The sequence below is a fragment of the Catellatospora sp. TT07R-123 genome (assembly GCF_018327705.1).
Lineage (GTDB): Bacteria > Actinomycetota > Actinomycetes > Mycobacteriales > Micromonosporaceae > Catellatospora.
In genome coordinates this window covers 3307757-3325016 of sequence record NZ_BNEM01000001.1, presented here as the reverse complement: position 1 = coordinate 3325016, position 17260 = coordinate 3307757, and the positions used below count along the sequence as shown (strand labels likewise).

At 72.6% G+C, this 17260-nt stretch carries 15 protein-coding genes and 2 riboswitches; of the genes, 8 read left to right on the top strand and 7 right to left on the bottom strand.

Features of this window, described 5'->3' with window-relative positions:
• Nucleotides 1-8: 8 nt before the first annotated feature.
• Nucleotides 9-2018, top strand: coding sequence for a BTAD domain-containing putative transcriptional regulator (locus Cs7R123_RS14230; RefSeq protein WP_212826780.1), 2010 nt, complete (start codon nt 9-11; stop codon nt 2016-2018).
• A gap of 149 nt (nt 2019-2167) precedes the next feature.
• On the opposite strand, the gene Cs7R123_RS14225 is transcribed toward Cs7R123_RS14230, so the two are convergent.
• Complete coding sequence (locus Cs7R123_RS14225) at nt 2168-3241, bottom strand: N-acetylmuramoyl-L-alanine amidase (RefSeq protein ID WP_212826777.1); 1074 nt, start codon at nt 3239-3241, stop codon at nt 2168-2170.
• A gap of 166 nt (nt 3242-3407) precedes the next feature.
• Nucleotides 3408-4439: a transcriptional regulator FtrA gene (gene ftrA / locus Cs7R123_RS14220; RefSeq protein WP_212826775.1), complete on the bottom strand. Its 1032-nt coding sequence runs from the start codon at nt 4437-4439 to the stop codon at nt 3408-3410.
• A gap of 105 nt (nt 4440-4544) precedes the next feature.
• Between ftrA and Cs7R123_RS14215 the strand changes: the two genes are divergently transcribed.
• The 3 genes from Cs7R123_RS14215 (at nt 4545) to Cs7R123_RS14205 (ending at nt 9081) form a co-directional block, all read left to right on the top strand.
• Nucleotides 4545-5030 carry a rhodanese-like domain-containing protein gene (locus tag Cs7R123_RS14215; protein ID WP_212826773.1) on the top strand — a complete coding sequence of 162 codons (486 nt, stop codon included), beginning with the start codon at nt 4545-4547 and terminating at the stop codon, nt 5028-5030.
• A 265-nt stretch (nt 5031-5295) separates the two neighbouring features.
• Nucleotides 5296-5483, top strand: a riboswitch (cobalamin riboswitch).
• Between the two features lie 185 nt (nt 5484-5668).
• Nucleotides 5669-8071 (top strand): ribonucleoside-diphosphate reductase subunit alpha, encoded by a 2403-nt coding sequence (locus Cs7R123_RS14210; RefSeq protein WP_212829168.1) that lies wholly within the window; start codon nt 5669-5671, stop codon nt 8069-8071.
• Nucleotides 8062-9081 carry a ribonucleotide-diphosphate reductase subunit beta gene (locus tag Cs7R123_RS14205; protein ID WP_212826771.1) on the top strand — a complete coding sequence of 340 codons (1020 nt, stop codon included), beginning with the start codon at nt 8062-8064 and terminating at the stop codon, nt 9079-9081. The genes Cs7R123_RS14210 and Cs7R123_RS14205 overlap by 10 nt, the downstream gene beginning before the upstream one ends.
• 1 nt (nt 9082) lies before the next feature.
• Here Cs7R123_RS14205 and Cs7R123_RS14200 read toward each other — a convergent pair whose 3' ends face one another.
• Nucleotides 9083-9808, bottom strand: coding sequence for an HD domain-containing protein (locus Cs7R123_RS14200; RefSeq protein WP_244871825.1), 726 nt, complete (start codon nt 9806-9808; stop codon nt 9083-9085).
• Nucleotides 9809-9958: 150 nt separating this feature from the next.
• Entirely contained in the window at nt 9959-10798 is an 840-nt protein-coding gene (locus tag Cs7R123_RS14195) for an MHYT domain-containing protein (RefSeq protein WP_212826769.1), read from the bottom strand.
• 291 nt (nt 10799-11089) lie between these two features.
• Here Cs7R123_RS14195 and Cs7R123_RS14190 point away from each other — a divergent pair, with 291 nt between their 5' ends.
• Nucleotides 11090-11704 carry a thymidylate kinase gene (locus Cs7R123_RS14190; protein ID WP_244871824.1) on the top strand — a complete coding sequence of 205 codons (615 nt, stop codon included), beginning with the start codon at nt 11090-11092 and terminating at the stop codon, nt 11702-11704.
• A 337-nt stretch (nt 11705-12041) separates the two neighbouring features.
• Nucleotides 12042-12974, top strand: coding sequence for an RNA polymerase sigma factor RpoD/SigA (locus tag Cs7R123_RS14185; RefSeq protein ID WP_212829165.1), 933 nt, complete (start codon nt 12042-12044; stop codon nt 12972-12974).
• Nucleotides 12975-13041: 67 nt separating this feature from the next.
• Here Cs7R123_RS14185 and Cs7R123_RS14180 read toward each other — a convergent pair whose 3' ends face one another.
• Nucleotides 13042-14019, bottom strand: a complete 978-nt coding sequence (locus Cs7R123_RS14180; RefSeq protein WP_244871823.1) for a C40 family peptidase — start codon at nt 14017-14019, stop codon at nt 13042-13044.
• Between the two features lie 9 nt (nt 14020-14028).
• A riboswitch (cyclic di-AMP (ydaO/yuaA leader) is annotated at nt 14029-14202 on the bottom strand.
• Nucleotides 14203-14661: 459 nt separating this feature from the next.
• Here Cs7R123_RS14180 and Cs7R123_RS14175 point away from each other — a divergent pair.
• Nucleotides 14662-15192 carry a DUF6232 family protein gene (locus Cs7R123_RS14175; protein WP_212826767.1) on the top strand — a complete coding sequence of 177 codons (531 nt, stop codon included), beginning with the start codon at nt 14662-14664 and terminating at the stop codon, nt 15190-15192.
• Between the two features lie 9 nt (nt 15193-15201).
• Here the strand turns inward: Cs7R123_RS14175 and Cs7R123_RS14170 are convergent, their stop codons facing one another.
• Both Cs7R123_RS14170 and Cs7R123_RS14165 read right to left on the bottom strand, forming a co-directional pair.
• The gene (locus tag Cs7R123_RS14170) at nt 15202-15936 is read right to left on the bottom strand and encodes a PIG-L deacetylase family protein (protein ID WP_212826765.1); all 735 of its coding nucleotides are present in this window, start codon (nt 15934-15936) and stop codon (nt 15202-15204) included.
• A 30-nt stretch (nt 15937-15966) separates the two neighbouring features.
• Complete coding sequence (locus Cs7R123_RS14165; protein ID WP_212826763.1) at nt 15967-16839, bottom strand: helix-turn-helix transcriptional regulator; 873 nt, start codon at nt 16837-16839, stop codon at nt 15967-15969.
• Between the two features lie 216 nt (nt 16840-17055).
• On the opposite strand from Cs7R123_RS14165, the gene Cs7R123_RS14160 reads away from it, so the two are divergent.
• A complete protein-coding gene (locus Cs7R123_RS14160) occupies nt 17056-17250 on the top strand; it encodes a DUF397 domain-containing protein (protein ID WP_212826761.1) in 195 nt (64 codons plus the stop codon).
• Nucleotides 17251-17260: the final 10 nt, after the last annotated feature.

Sequence of the window (17260 nt, the reverse complement as noted above, 5' to 3'; positions counted from 1 at the left end):
GGTTGGCGATGGATCGGCTGGAATTACGCATCCTGGGTCCGCTGGAGCTGCGGCTGGGTGGGGCGACGGTGCCCGTGGACGGGGTGAAGCCGCGCCAGCTGCTGGCCACCCTGGCGCTGCACCACGGCCGCACCGTCTCCGTCGACCACCTGGTCGAGGTGCTGTGGCCGCAGGAGGCCCCGCGCTCGGCCCTGGCCAACGTCCAGACGTACGTCAGCTCGCTGCGGGCGCTGCTCGGCGAGCACCGGCTGCGGCGGCTGCCGCCCGGCTACCGGCTGGAGCTGGCCGAGCACGAGCTGGACGCGCAGACCTTCGAGCGGTACGCGCGCGCCACCGACCGCCCCGCGATCGAGCAGGCGCTCGGCCTGTGGCGCGGCGAGCCGGTGGAGAACCTGCCCCCGTCGCCGCTGTGGAGCGGTGAGGTCAACCGCCTGGTGGAGCTGCGGCGGGCGGCCCGCCAGCAGCGGGCCCGGCTGTGCATCGACGCGGGCCGGCCCGGCGAGGCGCTGGAGGAGCTGCGGCAGCTCGTCGCCGAGGATCCGCTCGGGGAGCAGTCGTGGCTGCTGCTGGTGACGGCGCTGCGCGACGCCGGCCACCGGGCCGAGGCGCTGTCGGCGTACGCGACGGCGCGCCGCACGCTCAGCGCGGAGCTGGGCGTCGAGCCCGGCGAACCGCTGCGGCGGCTGCACCGCACGCTGCTGGTCGAGCACGGCACCGGGCCCGACACGCTGCGGCTGGACGGCGCCGCCGCGGTGGTGCTGCGCGGCCTGGCCCGGCTGGGCGCCAACGCGGTCCCGGCCTGGGTGCCCGCCGCGCTGCTGGACCGCCGGGACGCGACCGAGGTGATCGAGTCGCTGGACCAGAGCCGCCTGCTGCGCGGGGTCGGGGCCGACGCGCTGGGCCGCCCCCGGTACGGCCTGCCGGTGCTGGTCGGGCTGCTCGCCCCGGACCTGCCCGGTGAGGGCATCGAGACCGCGCTGAGCCGGGTGCTCGGCGGCTACCTGATGCTGGCCGAGCGGGCCGGGGCGGGGCTGCCGCCGCAGGTGTTCGGGCCGGGCCTGACCGTGGCGGCCCGCTGGACGGTGCCCGACGCGGACGAGCTGGTCCGCGACCCGGTGGCGTGGTTCGCCGCCGAGCGCGACGGGCTGCTGGGCGCCGTCGCCGCGGCCGCCGCGACGGGCCTGGACGACCTGGCCTGGGAGCTGGCACACGCCATGGTCGCCTGGTGCGACCTGGGCGGGCACACCGCCGAGTGGGAGCAGACGCACCGGGCCGCGCTGGCGGCCTGCCGGGCCGCGGGCAACGCGCTGGGCGAGGCGGTCACCCTGCGCGGGCTCGGGCAGCTGCACCTGTATCGCGACGACTACGCGCACGCCGCCGAGGCGTTCAGCCGCGCCCGCCTGCTGTTCGCGCGTCTGGGCAACCAGCACGGGCTGGCGGCGGCGCTGGCGGGCCTGGGCACCGTGCACCGCATCCGCGACGAGTACGCCGAGGCGTACGACTGCTACGAGCAGTCGCTGGCGGCGTACCTGGAGCTGGGGCAGCGCCACGGCGAGGCGTACGCCGAGGGGGCGCTGGGCATGGTGTGCCTGGCCCGGGGCGAGCTGGACATGGCCCAGCACCACTTCACGATCGGGCTGAAGGTGGCCGAGGAGATCGGCGACGAGCACCGCACCGCGCTGCTCACCCGTCAGCTGGGGCTGACCCGGCTGCACCGCGGGGAGCTGGCCGAGGCGCGGGAGTCGCTGACCGCGGCGCTGGACCGGTTCGCCGGGCTCGGCGACAGCCACTGCGCCGCGTACTGCCTGACCGACCTGGCCGGGCTGGAGGCGCCGGAGGTGGCGGTGGAGCGGCTCACCACCGCGCTGGAGATCTTCGAGCGGATCGGGGACCGGCGCGCCCAGGCCAAGACCGCGCACCGCCTCGGCGAGCTGCACCGCGGCGACGGCCGCCAGGGCCTGTCCGACGCGTACCTGGCCGAGGCCCGCCGCCTGCGCGCCACCGTCGACCTCTCCTGACCCGCCCCGGCCGGGCCACCCCGTTTTGTCATAGACGTTGGCCTATTACGACGAAGGTGATCTCGGTCCAGTCGATGTAATAGGCCAACGTCTATGGAAAACCGTGCGCGGCGGCGGGGGGAGTGGGGATGGGGGAGGCGGTGGCGGGGTCAGGCCTTGGTGATGCGGACGGCGTCGGCGATGACGTACTGGGTGCCGGAGGTCCACCGGCTCACGCCCACCACCTGCTGCGCCCCGGCCGCGAACGCGAACGTGCCGAGGCTGCGCCACGCGCCGCCGCCGGTGGTCTGGTTCACCGTCACGGTCTGGCTGCCGGCCGAGCTGAACACCACGAACGGGGTGGCCGCGTTGTAGCCGGGGTCGCCGGGGTACCACGTCTCGATCTTGTAGTTCCCGGCGCTGGGCAGGGTGGCCGAGTAGTACGCGGGGTCGCTGGCGGCGACCGGGGCGGCATACCGGTAGTCGGCGCCGTAGCGCTGGGTGGAGTAGGTGGACGTGCCCCACGCGGTCGAGGCGCTGAAGCCGGCCGAGCTGTTGTCCACGATGGCCGACCAGGCGGTGCCGCCGGACAGCTTGGCGGCCACGGCCGAGCGCAGCGCGGGCAGCTGGGCGTAGAAGGCGTCGCCGGGGCAGCTGGTGGAGACGAAGTCGCGGTGCCCGTAGATCTTGGTGGGCGCGATGCCGTACTGGTCGCAGATGTAGGCGCAGAGGTCGACGAGCTTGTTGAACTGGGTGGTGGGCGGGGTGGCCGAGGTGTACGTGCCCTCGTTCTCGATGCCGATGGCCTGGTCGTTCTGGCCGGGGCAGTGTGCGCCGACGACCATGCCGTTGCCGCTGGTCAGGTGGGACAGGCTGTAGTGGCGGCCCTCGGTGATGAAGCCGCCCCGGCTGACCGTGAAATGCTGGCCGGTGTCGGACCAGCCGTTGCTGTCCATGTGGTAGTTCTGAATGGACCTGGCCAGCGAGAACGCGTGGGCCTGCGTGTAGTCGGTGGAGTTCGCCGTCGCCGTGTGGTGAATGATGATCTTGTTGGCGTCGGTGGCGATCTGCGACAGGGTCGAGGACGGGTTGCGGGCGCCCCAGGTGGCGCAACCGGCGATGGTCGGCGCGGCGACGGCCGCGGCGGCCGGTCCGGCGATGCTCAGTTCGAGCCCGCCGAGGGCGGCACCGGTGCCGAGCAGCACGGCGCCGCGGAACATGTCGCGTCGGGACAGTGGGGACATGGGTTCACTCCACAGTGAGGGATGAGTGGATGAACCCGCGCAGCGAAACTTTTCTACCAACTGCTGGAATTTCGCGCAAGACGGCAACCATCGAGGGGCCTCAGCGCGTGTCGATGAAGGCGGGTCCGGTGCCGTTTTACGGGGGCGGCACCGGGCTTACCAAAAGCTACCTGGCGCGGAACGTGCGCCGGTAGGCCGAGGGCGAGGTGCGCATGCACCGTCCGAAATGGTGCCGGAACGTGACCGGGCTGTCGAAGCCCACCGCCGCCGCCACCGCCTCGACCGGGCTGTCCGCAGCCTCCAGCAGCGGCAGGCTCGCCGCGATCCGCTGCTCGATCAGCCAGCGGATCGGGCTGGTGCCGGTCTGCCGGGCGAAGTGCCGCAGGAATGTGCGCGGTGACATGTGCGCCCGCGCGGCCAGCGCGTCGACCGACAGCGGCTGGTCCAGGTGCGCCAGGGCCCAGGACATCGCCTGGGCCACGCCGTCGTCGCCGGGCAGTTCGCGGACCGGCGACTTGATGAACTGCGCCTGCCCGCCGTCGCGGTGCGGGGGCAGCACCAGGCGCCGGGCCACGCTGTTGGCGGTCTGCGCGCCGTGGTCGCGGCGTACCAGGTGCAGGCACAGGTCCAGCCCGGCGGCGCTGCCCGCGCTGGTGACGACCTGGCCGCTGTCGACGTACAGCACGTCGGGGGTGACCTCGACCAGCGGGTGGCGCTCGCGCAGCAGGGCCGCGTAGCGCCAGTGCGTGGTCGCGGCCCGCCCGTCCAGCAGCCCGGCCGCGGCCAGCGCGAACGCGCCCGAGCAGATCGACACGATTCGGGCGCCCCGGTCCGCGGCCGTCCGCAGCGCGGCGACGAGTGCGGCCGACACGGGCGCCCTGACGTCGGCGACCCCGGGCACGATCACGGTGTCGGCGGCGGCCAGCACGTCCAGCCCGTGCGCGGCGGTGATGGTGAACCCGCCGACGGCGGGCAGCGGCTCGGGCGTCTCGGCGCAGACGGCCAGGTCGTACCAGGGTGCGGCGAGTTCGGGGCGGTCCAGCCCGAACACCTCGACCACGCAGCCCAGCTCGAACGGCGCCATCCCGGCGAACGCCAGCACGGCGACGCGGTGGCGCGGGCGGGTCTCCAGCCGGACGGCCACGGGCGGGGCGGAGGGCGCGGCGATGGGCGCGGCGATGGGCGCGGCGAGGGGCATGGCGGGATCTTAGCGAAGGGCGGCGTTGCCGCCACTTCTTCCGCACCGCGTACGCCCGCAGGATGGTCTTGCCCAGCCGGACCACCGACCACCAGGAGAAACGCGATGTCCGCCAGCCTGTCCACGTCGCCCACCGCCGCCGTCCTGTCGACCCCGCCGGCCACCGCGGAGCTGGCTATCGCCCATTTCGCCGCGAAGCTCGCCTTCGAGACCGACGTCTCCGACGTGCACGCCGACCTGGCGGCCGGGGTGCCCGGGATCACGGTGGTCGACACGCGATCGCTGGAGGCGTGGGAGCAGGGTCACATCCCGGGTGCGGTGCACCTGCCGACCGCCCGGATCGCGGCCCGCGCCGCCGAGCTGATCGGCCCTGACCAGGTCGTCGTCACCTACTGCTGGGGACCGGGGTGCAACGGCTCGACCCGCGCCGCGCTCGCCTTCGCCCGCCTGGGCCACCCGGTCAAGGAGATGATCGGCGGCTACGAGTACTGGGTCCGCGAGGGCTTCCCGACGCAGACCCTGCTGGGCGTGCGGCACAACGACGTCGACCCGCTCACCGCCCCGGCCAGCGGTGCCGCCTGCGCCTGCTGACCGGCCGCTCAGGCCGCCCAGCGCGGCTCCCGCGTTCATGTATAGACACCGCCGGTTGCGGTCCATCGACGACACGCCGCGCTTCATCTGGGGTCGCTTTCGCCGCCCACCCACTAGATGTAGTGTGATGGCATCGCTGGTCCACCCCTCCGGCACAGTGACGGGCGCAGTGCGCGATCGTCGCAGGCCGGGTCGGGTGGGGCCATCGCGGCAGCCATCCTCGCGGCGGTCCGGCCATGCCGGGCCTCCGCGAGGCTGCCGTGACAACAGGGAACCCGGTGCGACTCCGGGACTGCCCCGCAGCGGTGAGTGGGAACGAACCCGCCCCGCGAGGACGCGACCTCGTGGAGCAGCACTGGGCCACCCGGCCCGGGAAGCGGCGGATTAGGTCAGCCGGACGAACACGGCCCGCGAAGCCGTGTCGACCGGCCGTGCCCACGAGTCCGAAGACCTGCCAGCGTGCGCGCGCGGACCTGACCCGTGCGCGCCGTACACACCGGGCCGCGCGGGACGGTCCACGGTGGATCGCGCGCGCCCGGAACGGGGTGCCGTCGCGCTCCGGCGTGCCGTCTCTCGCACGATGAGGGGTAGCGCACGCGTTGACCAGCACGATCACGGCCGGAACGCCCGTCGCGGGTATGCAGACCGGCACGACCTGGGACGCCGGACCGGCGGACAGACTCGCACAGCAGCTCGGCGCGGCGGCTGAGGGCCTGCCCGACGTCGACCCCGGCACGGTGCTCGCCCCCGTCGTCGCGGGCGTGTGGCCGGGCGCCACCGAGGCCGACCTGCGGCTGCGTGCCATCGAGACCGCCGCGGCGCTGGTGGTGCGGGAACCGGCGTACAGCAGGCTGGCCGCGCGCCTGCTCGCGGTGCACGTCGCCGAGGAGGCCGCCACCCAGGGCGTACGTGACTTCGCCGACGCGGTGCGCGCCGGGCACGAGGCGGGCCTGCTCGCCGACGACCTCGCCGCGTTCGTGTCGGTCCACTCCGGCGAGCTGGCGGCGCTGATCGACCCGGCCGCCGACGACCGCTTCGAATACTTCGGCCTGCGCACCGTCTACGACCGCTACCTGCTGCGCCACCCGGTCACCCGGCGCGTGCTGGAGACTCCGCAGCACTTCCTGCTGCGCGTGGCGTGCGGCCTGATGGGCGAGGTCGGCACCGCGAGCACCGCCGGGCTGCGCCTGCCCGGCAGCGTCGCCGAGGTCGCCCGGCTGTACGCCATCCTCAGCCGCCTGGCCTACCTGCCCAGCTCGCCCACGCTGTTCAACGCCGGGGCCCGCCGACCCCAGCTGAGCAGCTGCTTCCTGCTCGACTCGCCCCGCGACGAGCTGGAGTCGATCTACGAGCGCTACGCGCAGATCGCCCGGCTGTCCAAGTACGCCGGGGGCATCGGGGTGGCGTGGTCGCGGATCCGGTCCCGGGGCTCGCTGATCCGCGGCACCAACGGCCTGTCCAACGGCATCGTGCCGTGGCTGCGCACGCTGGACGCCAGCGTCGCCGCGGTCAACCAGGGCGGCCGCCGCAAGGGCGCGGCCTGCGTCTACCTGGAGACCTGGCACGCCGACCTCGACGACTTCCTCCAGCTGCGCGACTCCACCGGCGACGAGAGCCGCCGCACCCACAACCTGCACCTGGCCAACTGGGTGCCCGACGAGTTCATGCGCCGGGTCGAGGCGGACGCGAGCTGGTCGCTGTTCGACCCCAAGGACGTGCCGCAGCTGGTCGACCTGTGGGGCGACGAGTTCGACGCCGCCTACCGGGCGGCCGAGGCGGCCGGCCTGGCCGTGCGTACGCTGCCCGCCCGCGACCTGTACGGCCGGATGATGCGCACCCTGGCCCAGACCGGCAACGGCTGGATGACGTTCAAGGACGCCGCCAACCGCACCTGCAACCAGACCGCCGTGCCCGGCAACACCGTGCACCTGTCCAACCTGTGCACCGAGATCCTTGAGGTGACCAGCGACGACGAGACCGCGGTGTGCAACCTCGGCTCGATCAACCTGGCCGCCCACTGCGGCCCGGCCGGGGTCGACTGGGCCGGGCTGCGCGACACGGTCACCGTCGCGGTGCGGGTGCTCGACCGCACCATCGACCTGTCCTACTACCCGACCGGGCAGGCGGCCGGGGCCAACAGCCGCTGGCGGCCGATCGGGCTGGGCGTGATGGGCCTGGCCGACGTCTTCTTCACCCTCGGTCTGGACTTCGACTCGCCCGAGGCGCTGGCCCTGTCCACCCGCATCGCCGAGGAGATCGCGCTCGCGGCGTACGACACCAGCGCCGACCTGGCCGCGTCGCTCGGCGCGCACCCGACCTACGCCGACACCCGCGCCGCGCGCGGGGTGCTGCACCCCGACCACTGGGCCGACGCCGAGCACACCCGCCCGCACGAGTGGGCGGCGCTGCGGGAGAAGATCGCCCGCACCGGGCTGCGCAACTCGCTGCTCATCGCGATCGCGCCGACCGCCACCATCGCCTCGATCGCCGGCTGCGCCGAGTGCATCGAGCCGCCGGTGGCCAACGTGTTCAAGCGCGAGACCCTGTCCGGCGAGTTCCTCCAGGTCAACCGCTACCTGGTGGACGAGCTGAAGGCACGGGGCCTGTGGACCGAGGCGCTGCGTGAGCGCATCCTGTCGGCCGAGGGCTCCATCGCCGAGATCGACCAGATTCCGGCGGAGCTGCGTTCCCGCTTCCGCACCGCGTGGGAGCTGCCGCAGCGCGCCCTGATCGACCTGGCCGCCGCCCGCGCGCCGTACATCGACCAGTCGCAGTCGCTGAACCTGTTCATGGCCGCGCCCCAGATCGGCAAGCTCTCCTCGATGTACGCCTACGCCTGGCGCAAGGGCCTGAAGACCACCTACTACCTGCGCTCCCGCCCGGCGACCTCGATCGCCAAGACCACCACGCGGGCAGCCGCCCCGGCCGCCCCGGCCGGCCCGGCGCCGGTCGCCGTCGCGCCCGCGCAGCCGCTGCGGGCGGCCACGGGGCTGATCGAGTTCAACCTGGAGAACCCGGAGATCTGCGAGGCATGCCAGTGACCGCCGAACCGAAGATGCTGCTGCACCCGGGCCTGGACCTGACCCTGCGGCCGATGCGCTACCCCGACTTCTACGAGCGCTACCGCGCCGCCATCCGCAACACGTGGACCGTCGAGGAGGTCGACCTGTCGGGCGACCTGCCCGACCTGGCGGGGCTGTCCGAGGGGGAGCGGCACCTGGTCAACCGCCTGGTCGCGTTCTTCGCCACCGGGGACACCATCGTCGCCAACAACCTGGTGCTGAACCTGTACCGCCACATCAACGCCCCGGAGGCCCGGCTCTACCTGAGCCGCCAGCTGTTCGAGGAGGCGGTGCACGTCCAGTTCTACCTGACCCTGCTGGACACGTACCTGCCCGACGACGCGGCGCGGGCCGAGGCGTTCGACGCGGTGGAGAACATCCCGTCCATCGCGCGCAAGGCGCGGTTCTGCTTCGACTGGATCGACTCGGTGTTCGACCTGCCGGAGCTGACCACCGCCGACGAGCGGCGCCGGTTCCTGCTCAACCTGATCTGCTTCGCCGCCTGCATCGAGGGCCTGTTCTTCTACGGCGCCTTCGCGTACGTGTACTGGCTGCGCTCGCGCGGCCTGCTCGACGGGCTGGCCGCGGGCACCAACTGGGTGTTCCGCGACGAGTCGATGCACATGGACTTCGCCTTCGCCGTCGTCGACACGGTCCGGGCCGAGGAGCCGGGGCTGTTCGACGAGCAGCTGGGCAAGGCGGTCGTGAAGATGATGGAGGAGGCGGTCGAGGCGGAGCTCGCGTTCGCCGAGGACCTGTGCGGGGCCGGGCTGCCGGGCATGACGCTGGCCGACATGCGGGAGTACCTCCAGTACGTCGCCGACCAGCGGCTGGCCCGGCTGGGGCTGCCCGCCCGGTTCGGCTCGGGCAACCCGTTCCCGTTCATGGCCCTGCAGGACGTGCAGGAGCTGGCCAACTTCTTCGAGCGCCGGGTCACCGCCTACCAGGTGGCCGTCGGCGGCAGCGTGAGCCTGGACGAGGACTTCTAGCTCACTCCCCGAGAATCGCCCGGAAGCGCTGCTCGGCGAGGTCGAACTGACGGAAGATGTGCGTCTTGACCTCGCCGGGCAGCGGCGTGTCCGGGCGGGCCACCAGCTCGCGCAGCAGCGGCACCAGCGGCGAGTACTTCACCGCGGCCCGCATCACCTTCGGGCCGGTGGTGTGCACGATGCCCACGCCGTTGTCGGTGAAGTCGGACACCTTGATCACCCGGGCCCACGGTTCGGCGTCCAGCGCCTCGACGACGTGCTCGCGGTACTGCTCGTCGTGGTCGCGGTCGGGCGTGTAGACCGGGTTGGTGACCGCGTCGACCAGCCGCGCCACCCGGGCGCCGTAGCGCCGCTCGACCTCGGCCAGGGCGACGTCGTGCGGCGCCGGGCCCTCCCGGTCCGGCACGCCGGCCAGCCGCCACGGCTGGTCCTCGACCGCGTCGTGCAGCAGCGCCGCGACCAGCACGTCCCGATCGGTGACGTGGTAGTAGCAGATGATCCGGATCGCCACCCGGAGCACGTGGTTCAGGTACGGCTCGCGCACCCGGCGCTGCCCCTCGTGCAGCCGCGACGTCAGCTCCATCGCGTCCGCCAGCACCGCCTGGTCGTCCTCGGGCAGCCGGTGTATCTCCAGCGCGAACCGGTCCCGCAGGCCCTGCTCGCCGAGCACCTCGGTGATCGCGTGCAATGGCATCGTCAACAGGTATGCCGGTGTCGTCGCCTCCATGCCGGTGTTTATATCCGATCAACGCGACCTCCGCTGTGCCTCCTTTCCGGACCGTGGCCGACGGCTGTGAGCGACGCTTGTGAACGACGGCTGGGGATGACAGCTGGGGATGACGGGGGGATGACGGGGGGCCGGCGGGCCGGGAGCGGCTCAGCGGCCGACCCGGGCGGCGCGGTGCAGCGCGGCCTGGTCGGCGGCGCGCTGGGCGGGCACGACCGAGGCCAGCGGCATCCGGTGGCGGGGGCGGGCGGGCTCGCCCTCGAACTCCTCCTGGGTCATCGCCTGAAGCGCGCTGAACAGGGTGCCGACCAGGCCGAGCGCGGCCAGCAGCACGATCGGCACGATCAGCGTGAACGGGCTGATCCCGGGCACGCGGCCGTCGCCGCCGAGCTCGACCCGGACCGCGGCCATGGCGGTGTAGTGCATGCCGCACACCGCCACCGCCATCACCCCGGCGGCGCCCGCGATGGAGGACAGCCTGCGCACGGCCACGGCGAACCACAGCGCGACCGTCGCGGCGACGACGGCGATCGCCACGGACGCGCCGACCAGGCCGGGGTCGTACGAGATGCTCCCGGCCACGCGCATCCCGGCCATGCCGGTGTAGTGCATCGCGACCACGCCCAGGCCGGTGAACCCGCCCCCGGCGACGATCCGGACCGCCGAGACCTCGCCCTGGGCGGCGATGAACAGGCCCACGCCGACGGTGAGCACGGCCAGCGCCAGGCTGATGAAGGTGATCACCGGGTCGTAGCGCACCGGGCTGTCCGGCACGTCGAAGCCGATCATGGCCATGAAGTGCATCAGCCAGATGCCGGTGCCGCCGATGGCCAGCGAGGCCAGCATCAGCCAGCGGGCCCGCCGCCCGGCCGAGCGCGCGTGCCGGGCGCGGGCGGTGCAGACCAGGCCCAGCAGGGAGCCCAGGAACGCGAGCGCGAACGCGGCGATCGGGTTGAAATAGCCGTACGCGAAATGATGCACTTCACTCATGTCGGCGCCTCCGTGGTGATGGGGGTCACCATTGCGCCATGGGCCGACCTGCACTGGTCGCACAGCGTGTGCGCAATTGCACTGTGGATCACCAAGCTGGCGCTTGCCGCGCGCTCCGCCGGTCGGGATTCGTGCACTTTCGGGGAAACTGCACGAATCGCGCCTGCCTTTCGAGCACTTTCCCCGAAACTGCACGTTTGCCCCGACCCGACGGCGCCCGGCAGCGCCCGACGGCGCCCGACGGCGCTCCGGACGGGTGGGCGGGTGGCGGCGGGTGGTTAGCGTCGGGGCGTGGCAGGGCATGGGGCGTGGGTGATCGCGCTGGTGGGAATCGACGGGTCGGGCAAGACGACCCAGGCGGTCCGGCTGGCGGCGGCGCTGTGCGCGGCCGGCCTGCCCGCTCGGTACGGCCGCAACGCCGGCGGCCGCCGCTTCCTGGGCCGGGTGGCGCAGCGCTTCGGCAGCCGCGACGCGGCCACGATGCTGGGCCGCCCCGGGCTGCTGTTCGTCGAGTCGCTGCTGCGCTGGCTGGCCATCGCCCGCTCGCTGCTGGTGGCGCGGATCACCGGCCGGGTCGCGGTGATGGACCGCTACACCCCTTGCCAGCTGGTCAGCCTGCGGGTGCACGGCGGCGGCGCCCGGCTGGAGCGCGCCGTCCGCGCGATGTACTCGGTCTTCCCGGCCCCGGACCGGCTGATCTTCCTCGACGTCGGCCCGTCCCAGGCGTACGACCGGATCGAGCGCCGGGCCAGCGACCATGAGGACATGTCATACCTGGACGCCACATACAGCGCGTACAAGGACATGACGGTTGATGCGGTGCCGGTGTCCGGAGCCGGACATCCCGACGACGTCGCGGCCGCCATCTGGACGGCCGCCTGGCCGACGCTCCGCCCCGCCCACTGACTCCGCCCACTGACTCCGGCGAGGGATCCCGGAAGAGGGATAAAGCGTCTTAGCGCGGGTATCCACCTCTCACCAAGCGATGGCGAGGCACGTCACAGCGTCGCAGTGACGCAGGTCGCTGTGCCGGCGGCCGGGCTGTGGTCCCATAAATAGGGCATTGCGGACCTATCTCAATCGGGACTCAGCAGGTCGACATGCCTGTATCAGGGAGTTCACAGCTTTTCGTGACACTTTCGATGGGCAACGCGGAATCATCTCCGGGCGTCATCTGTTGTGAAGGTGTCAGCACCGCCAGGCCCTGCGGCGATTACGGGGGAGGACCCGAGACGTGGAGAACATGACCATGCTGCGCACCGACCAGGTGGCTGAGGAGCGCGACCTCGTCGGCGTGTACCTGCACGAGATCTCGCGTACGCCCCTGCTGGACGCGGCGGCAGAGGTCGACCTCTCGAAGGCGATCGAGGCCGGCCTGTACGCCGAGCACCTCCTGGAGGAGGAGAAGCTCAAGCGCGGCCTCAAGCGCGAGGAGCTGGAGAAGCTGGTCGCCGAGGGCGAGCGGGCCAAGGACCTGTTCATCCGCGCGAACCTGCGTCTCGTGGTGTCGATCGCCCGCCGCTACGTCCGCTCGGGCATGCCGATGCTCGACCTGATCCAGGAGGGCAACACCGGCCTGGTCCGCGCGGTCGAGAAGTTCGACTACGTGAAGGGCTACAAGTTCTCCACGTACGCCACCTGGTGGATCCGGCAGGCGATCAGCCGTGCCATCGCCCAGCAGGAGCGGACCGTGCGGCTGCCCGTCCACCTGGTCGAGGACGTCAACCGGATGCGCAACGTCGCCCGCCAGCTCACCCGTGAGCTGGGCAGCGAGCCGGAGCCGCAGCAGATCGCCGCGGCGCTGGGCGTGACCGTCGAGCGGGTGACCGAGCTGATCCGCTGGTCGCAGGACACCGTCTCGCTGGACACCCCGGTGGGCGACGACGGTGACACCAACCTCGGCGACCTCGTCGCCGACCGCGACTCGCCCAGCCCCGAGGAGATCGTGCTGTCCGCGCTGGAGCGCCAGCGCATCGAGGGCCTGCTCAACCACCTCGACGACCGCTCGGCCGGCATCATGCGGGCCCGCTACGGCCTTGAGGACGGGCGGGAGCACTCGCTGACCGAGGTGGCGTCGCGCTTCTCGCTGTCGCGCGAGCGCATCCGCCAGCTGGAGATCCAGGCGCTCGGCCGCCTGCGCGAGCTGGCCCGCGCCGAAGGCCTCCAGGCCGTCTGACCCCTTTCCCGCGTACGACGAAAGAAAGGCCCCGCCCATCCGGGCGGGGCCTTTCGCCATGCTGCCGTCAGGTGCGGACGCGGCCGTAGCCGTAGGGGGTCATCATGTCGACGCTGGAGATCTTGACGACCTCGCCGAACGTCGGCGCGTGGATCACCTTGCCGTTGCCGATGTACAGCGCCACGTGCCCCAGCCCCGAGTAGAAGACCAGGTCTCCCGGGGCCAGCTGGGAGCGCTTGATGCGGGTGGTCTCGTTCCACTGGGTCGCTGCCTGGTGGTAGAGGCTCACCCCGGCGGAGCGCCACGCGGCCAGGGTCAGGCCGGAGCAGTCGTAGCCGGAGGGGCCGTCGGCGGCCCAGACGTACGGCTTGCCCAGCGCCTTGTACGCGTACGCCACGGCGGCCCCGGCCCTGCCGGAGACGCTGGGCACCGTGCCGGTGTAGCTGGATCCGCGCTCGTCGGACAGCCCCGCCTGGCGGCGCAGCTGCTCCAGCTTCTTCAGCTCGGCCTCGATGCCGCGCCGCTGGGCCGCGATCGCGGCCGCCCGCGTGGTCAGATCCTTGGCCTGCTGCTCCAGCTCGCTCTTGGCCTGGAACTGGTCGGCCGCCGCGCTGTGCGCCGCGGTGACCTGCTCCTGCTGGTCGGTGGCGAGGTGGTCGATGGTGGTCAGCCGGGACAGGACCGCGTCGTGGCCGCCCCCGGCGAGCAGGGCGTTCCACGTGTCCAGGCGCCCCGTCTGGTACGCCGTGACGGCCAGCGCCGCGACGTTGCGGTGCGCGCTGTCGGCGCGTTCCTGGAGCGGGGCGAGCTCGTGTTCGAGCTGCGCGACGCGGGTGCGGTTGGTCTTGAGCTGGCTGTCGAGCTTGTTGTACGACTCGACGACGCGTTCCAGCTGCGCCGACTTGGTCGAGATCTGCTGGCGCAGCTCGGCCGCGCTCGGTTGGGCATGGGCGGGGGTGCCCGCCGCGGCCACGCCGATGAGGGCGACGGCGGGGGCCAGGAGGCGGACGGCGATGCGCCACCCCCTGCCGTGATGCGATGGCAAGGTGCTGTCGGCCCTTCTCCGCAGCCGCCTACCGGGTTAGCTGACGGGTTCGGGCGAAGGGCGCCCTACCGCAGTCACTTTCAGTGACTGCCGATTCACCCCAAAACAGACCTGGGTCCCCGGCTCGCGGCGCCCGCCCGAGGAGGTATCGGGGGCGCACTTGCGACTCGGCGGCGCTGGTCCGGTGCCGTTCGGGGGTGAGCGGCTGGGAACCGGCCCAGTGCTGGCCACGGTAGCCGCGCCCGCCGCGAGGCCCAAGTGCGAACTGACCTGTGTGCCCGATCTAAACCTGTTATGCGGTGAAAAGTTACGTCACTTTGGGTGATGCGCCTCAGGGCTGGCTGGAGGCAGGCTGAACGAGGGCTGTCACCCGGGAACGTGCCAATCTGCCATGTGGCAGGTCGACATGCTTCCCATCGGGAGCGGCCCGGCACACACTGAGGTCAACGCGGCCCGACCGTCGGAAAACCGTCATGTCGGCGTACGCGGAAAAGGGAGATACCGGCACCCGGCGGCCACCGGATGCCGGCAAGCGGCCCACCGCAACCCCCGCCTACACCGTTGCAGGCCCGCCGTCAGGCGGGCCCGGTCACCGCGCCCGCTTGCGGCGGACCGGCGATCACGAGACGTTGGGAGAGCTCGATGAACCCTATCCGGCCAGCGGAGCGGCCACCAGAGAAACCGATCCTGACGTTCCGGCCCGGACTGCGGATCACCGACACCTGCCTCCAGGTCGGCAGCCAGCACTTCGCGCTGGCCGGGCTGAGCGGCGTGCACAGCCGGCAGGGCGGCCACGACCCGCTCACCCGGCGCTGCGCCGCGATGCTGGCCGGCGGGATCGTGCTCACGGGGCTGTTCGCCCCGGTGATGCGCCCCGCCGGGCTCGCCGGTGCCGTCGCCGTGCTGTGCGGGCTCGCCCTGCTCACCGTGGTCAGCGCGCGGCGCCGCCCGCCCCGGATGGAGCTGTGGGCGGACTACCGGGGGCTGCCGACCAAGCTGCTGGTCAGCGATGACGTCTGGCTGATGGGCGGGGTGGAGCGGTACCTGCGCCGCGCGCTGAGCGACCTGTCCCGCCTGCCCCGGCGGGCGCCGCGCCCGCCGGCCACCAGCGGCGTCAAGCACCCGTCGCAGATGCATCCCAGCCAGATGGTCCCCGTCCCAGCCGGGCGGTGACCGCGCCGGTCACTCGGTGCGCACGATGGTGAACGCCTCGCAGAGGCGGCCGGTCAGGCCGTGGGCGGCGGCGAGGGCGCCGAGGCGCTCGCGCAGCATGCCGTCCAGGTCGGTCAGGTGCGACGTCTGCGAGGCGTGCGCCCGCAGCGCGGCCAGCTTGCGGTCGAACGTGTCGGTCACGTCGACGGCGTGGTCGGGGTCCGGGCCGCCGGAGTACCAGATCTCGCGGACCGTCCAGGCGGCCAGGCCCGCCGCGGCCAGTTCCGGGTGCGCGAACGGGTTGCGGGCGTCGGGATAGACCGCGCAGGTCACCGCCTCGCCCGCGGCCAGGTGGTCGGGGTGGCTCGGGCCCGCCAGGCGGTCCCAGCGGCGCAGCGGCGAGCTGGTCAGGATGCGGTCGGGCCGGTGGCGCCGGATCGCGGCGGTCAGGTCGCGGCGCAGCTCCAGCGACGGCGTGACCATGCCGTCGCGATACCCGTCCAGGAACTCGACGGTGGTGACCCCGACGGCGGCCGCGGCGGCCCGCTGCTCGGTCTCCCGCAGCACCGGCATCCGGTCGCGGGGCGTGTCGTCGAACCCGCCCGCGTCACCGCGGGTCACCAGCAGGTACGACACCTCGATGCCCGCCTCGGTCCAGGCGGCGACGGTGCCGGCCGAGCCGAAGTCGACGTCGTCGGGGTGGGCGAACACGCACAGGACGCGGGAGACGTCGGAAAGGGGGGCGGCAGACGGCGGGAAGCTCATGAGTCCCGAGCATATGCACGCCCGGCGCGGTCAGCGCAGCTCGCCCGCCACCTGCGCGATGTAGGCCAGCGAGTCGGCCTCGCCGAGCGCCACCGCGGCCAGGCGGTCGAAGGTCGTCCGGTACGGCCCCGCGTCCTCCTCGCGGTCGAGCACCTGGCCCCGGTCCACGGCCGGCACCACGCTGCTGAACTCCAGGTAGACCACGTCGTGGTCGGCGCCGTACGGGAAGGACATCAGGACGAACGCGGGCTCCAGCGCCTGGAGCCCGGCGCTGAACGGCAGCACCTGGAGCTGGATGTTGGGCCGGGCACCCAGGCGCACCAGGTGGTGCAGCTGCTCGCGCTGCACCGCGACGCCGCCGTTGATGCGGCGCAGGGTCGCCTCGTCGAGCACCGCGTGGATGCGCGGCGGGTCGGTGCGCCGCAGCACCCGCTCCTGGCGGCGCAGCCGGATCGACACGTAGTCGTCGCCGGCCGGCAGCGTCTGCGGCTGCCCCGCCGACACCACGGCCCGCGCGTACGACTCCGTCTGGAGCAGCCCCGGGATCACCAGCTGCTGGTAGCAGCTGATCGCGGCGGCGCCCTCCTCCAGCCCGATGTAGTTGGCGTACTTCGGGGCGAGGTCGCCGAACTCGGCCCACCACGCCTTGGCGCGGGCGGTGCGGGCCAGCACCTCCATCTCGGTGACCGCCGCCTGCTCGCGCACGCCGTACAACTGGAGCAGGGCGCGCATGTCGGTGATGGTCATCCGGACCGAGCCGTTCTCGATGCGGATCACCTTCGACAGGGACCATTCCAGCGAGGCGGCGACCTGCTCCTGCGTCAGGTCGGAAGAGTCACGAGCCGACCGCAGCGCGTGACGCAGGCGGAGTCGGGCGACGGCCGGGTTTTCTCGGTCGCTCACCTTGACCGTCCACCTCTCGACGCTGGCCCCGTACCGCGCGGGCGGCTGCTGCGCGGACCTGCGTCGCGCGCAAGCCCACCACGACACGCCATGTGGCGATCTGCGTGCGGCTACTTGCCACTGTCCTATCCGACGAGTTTACTGTGGCGCTGTGGCGCCTGCCAGAGGTGTCGCGACCCCAGCCTGTGCTTGTAAGCCGATTGTCGGGAGTTGACGATGACCCTGGTCTCCGGTGCCGCGTGGCGCAAGAGCCGCCGCTGCGAGTCCGCCGCCTGCGTGGAGGTGGCGTCGACGCCGGCGGCGGTGGGTGTGCGCAACTCGACCCGACCGCAGACCAGCGTCGTGGTCTCCGCCGAGGCGTTCCGCGCCTTCATCGCCGGAGTGAAGCAGGGCGAGTTCGACCTGAGGTAGGCGGCGCCGC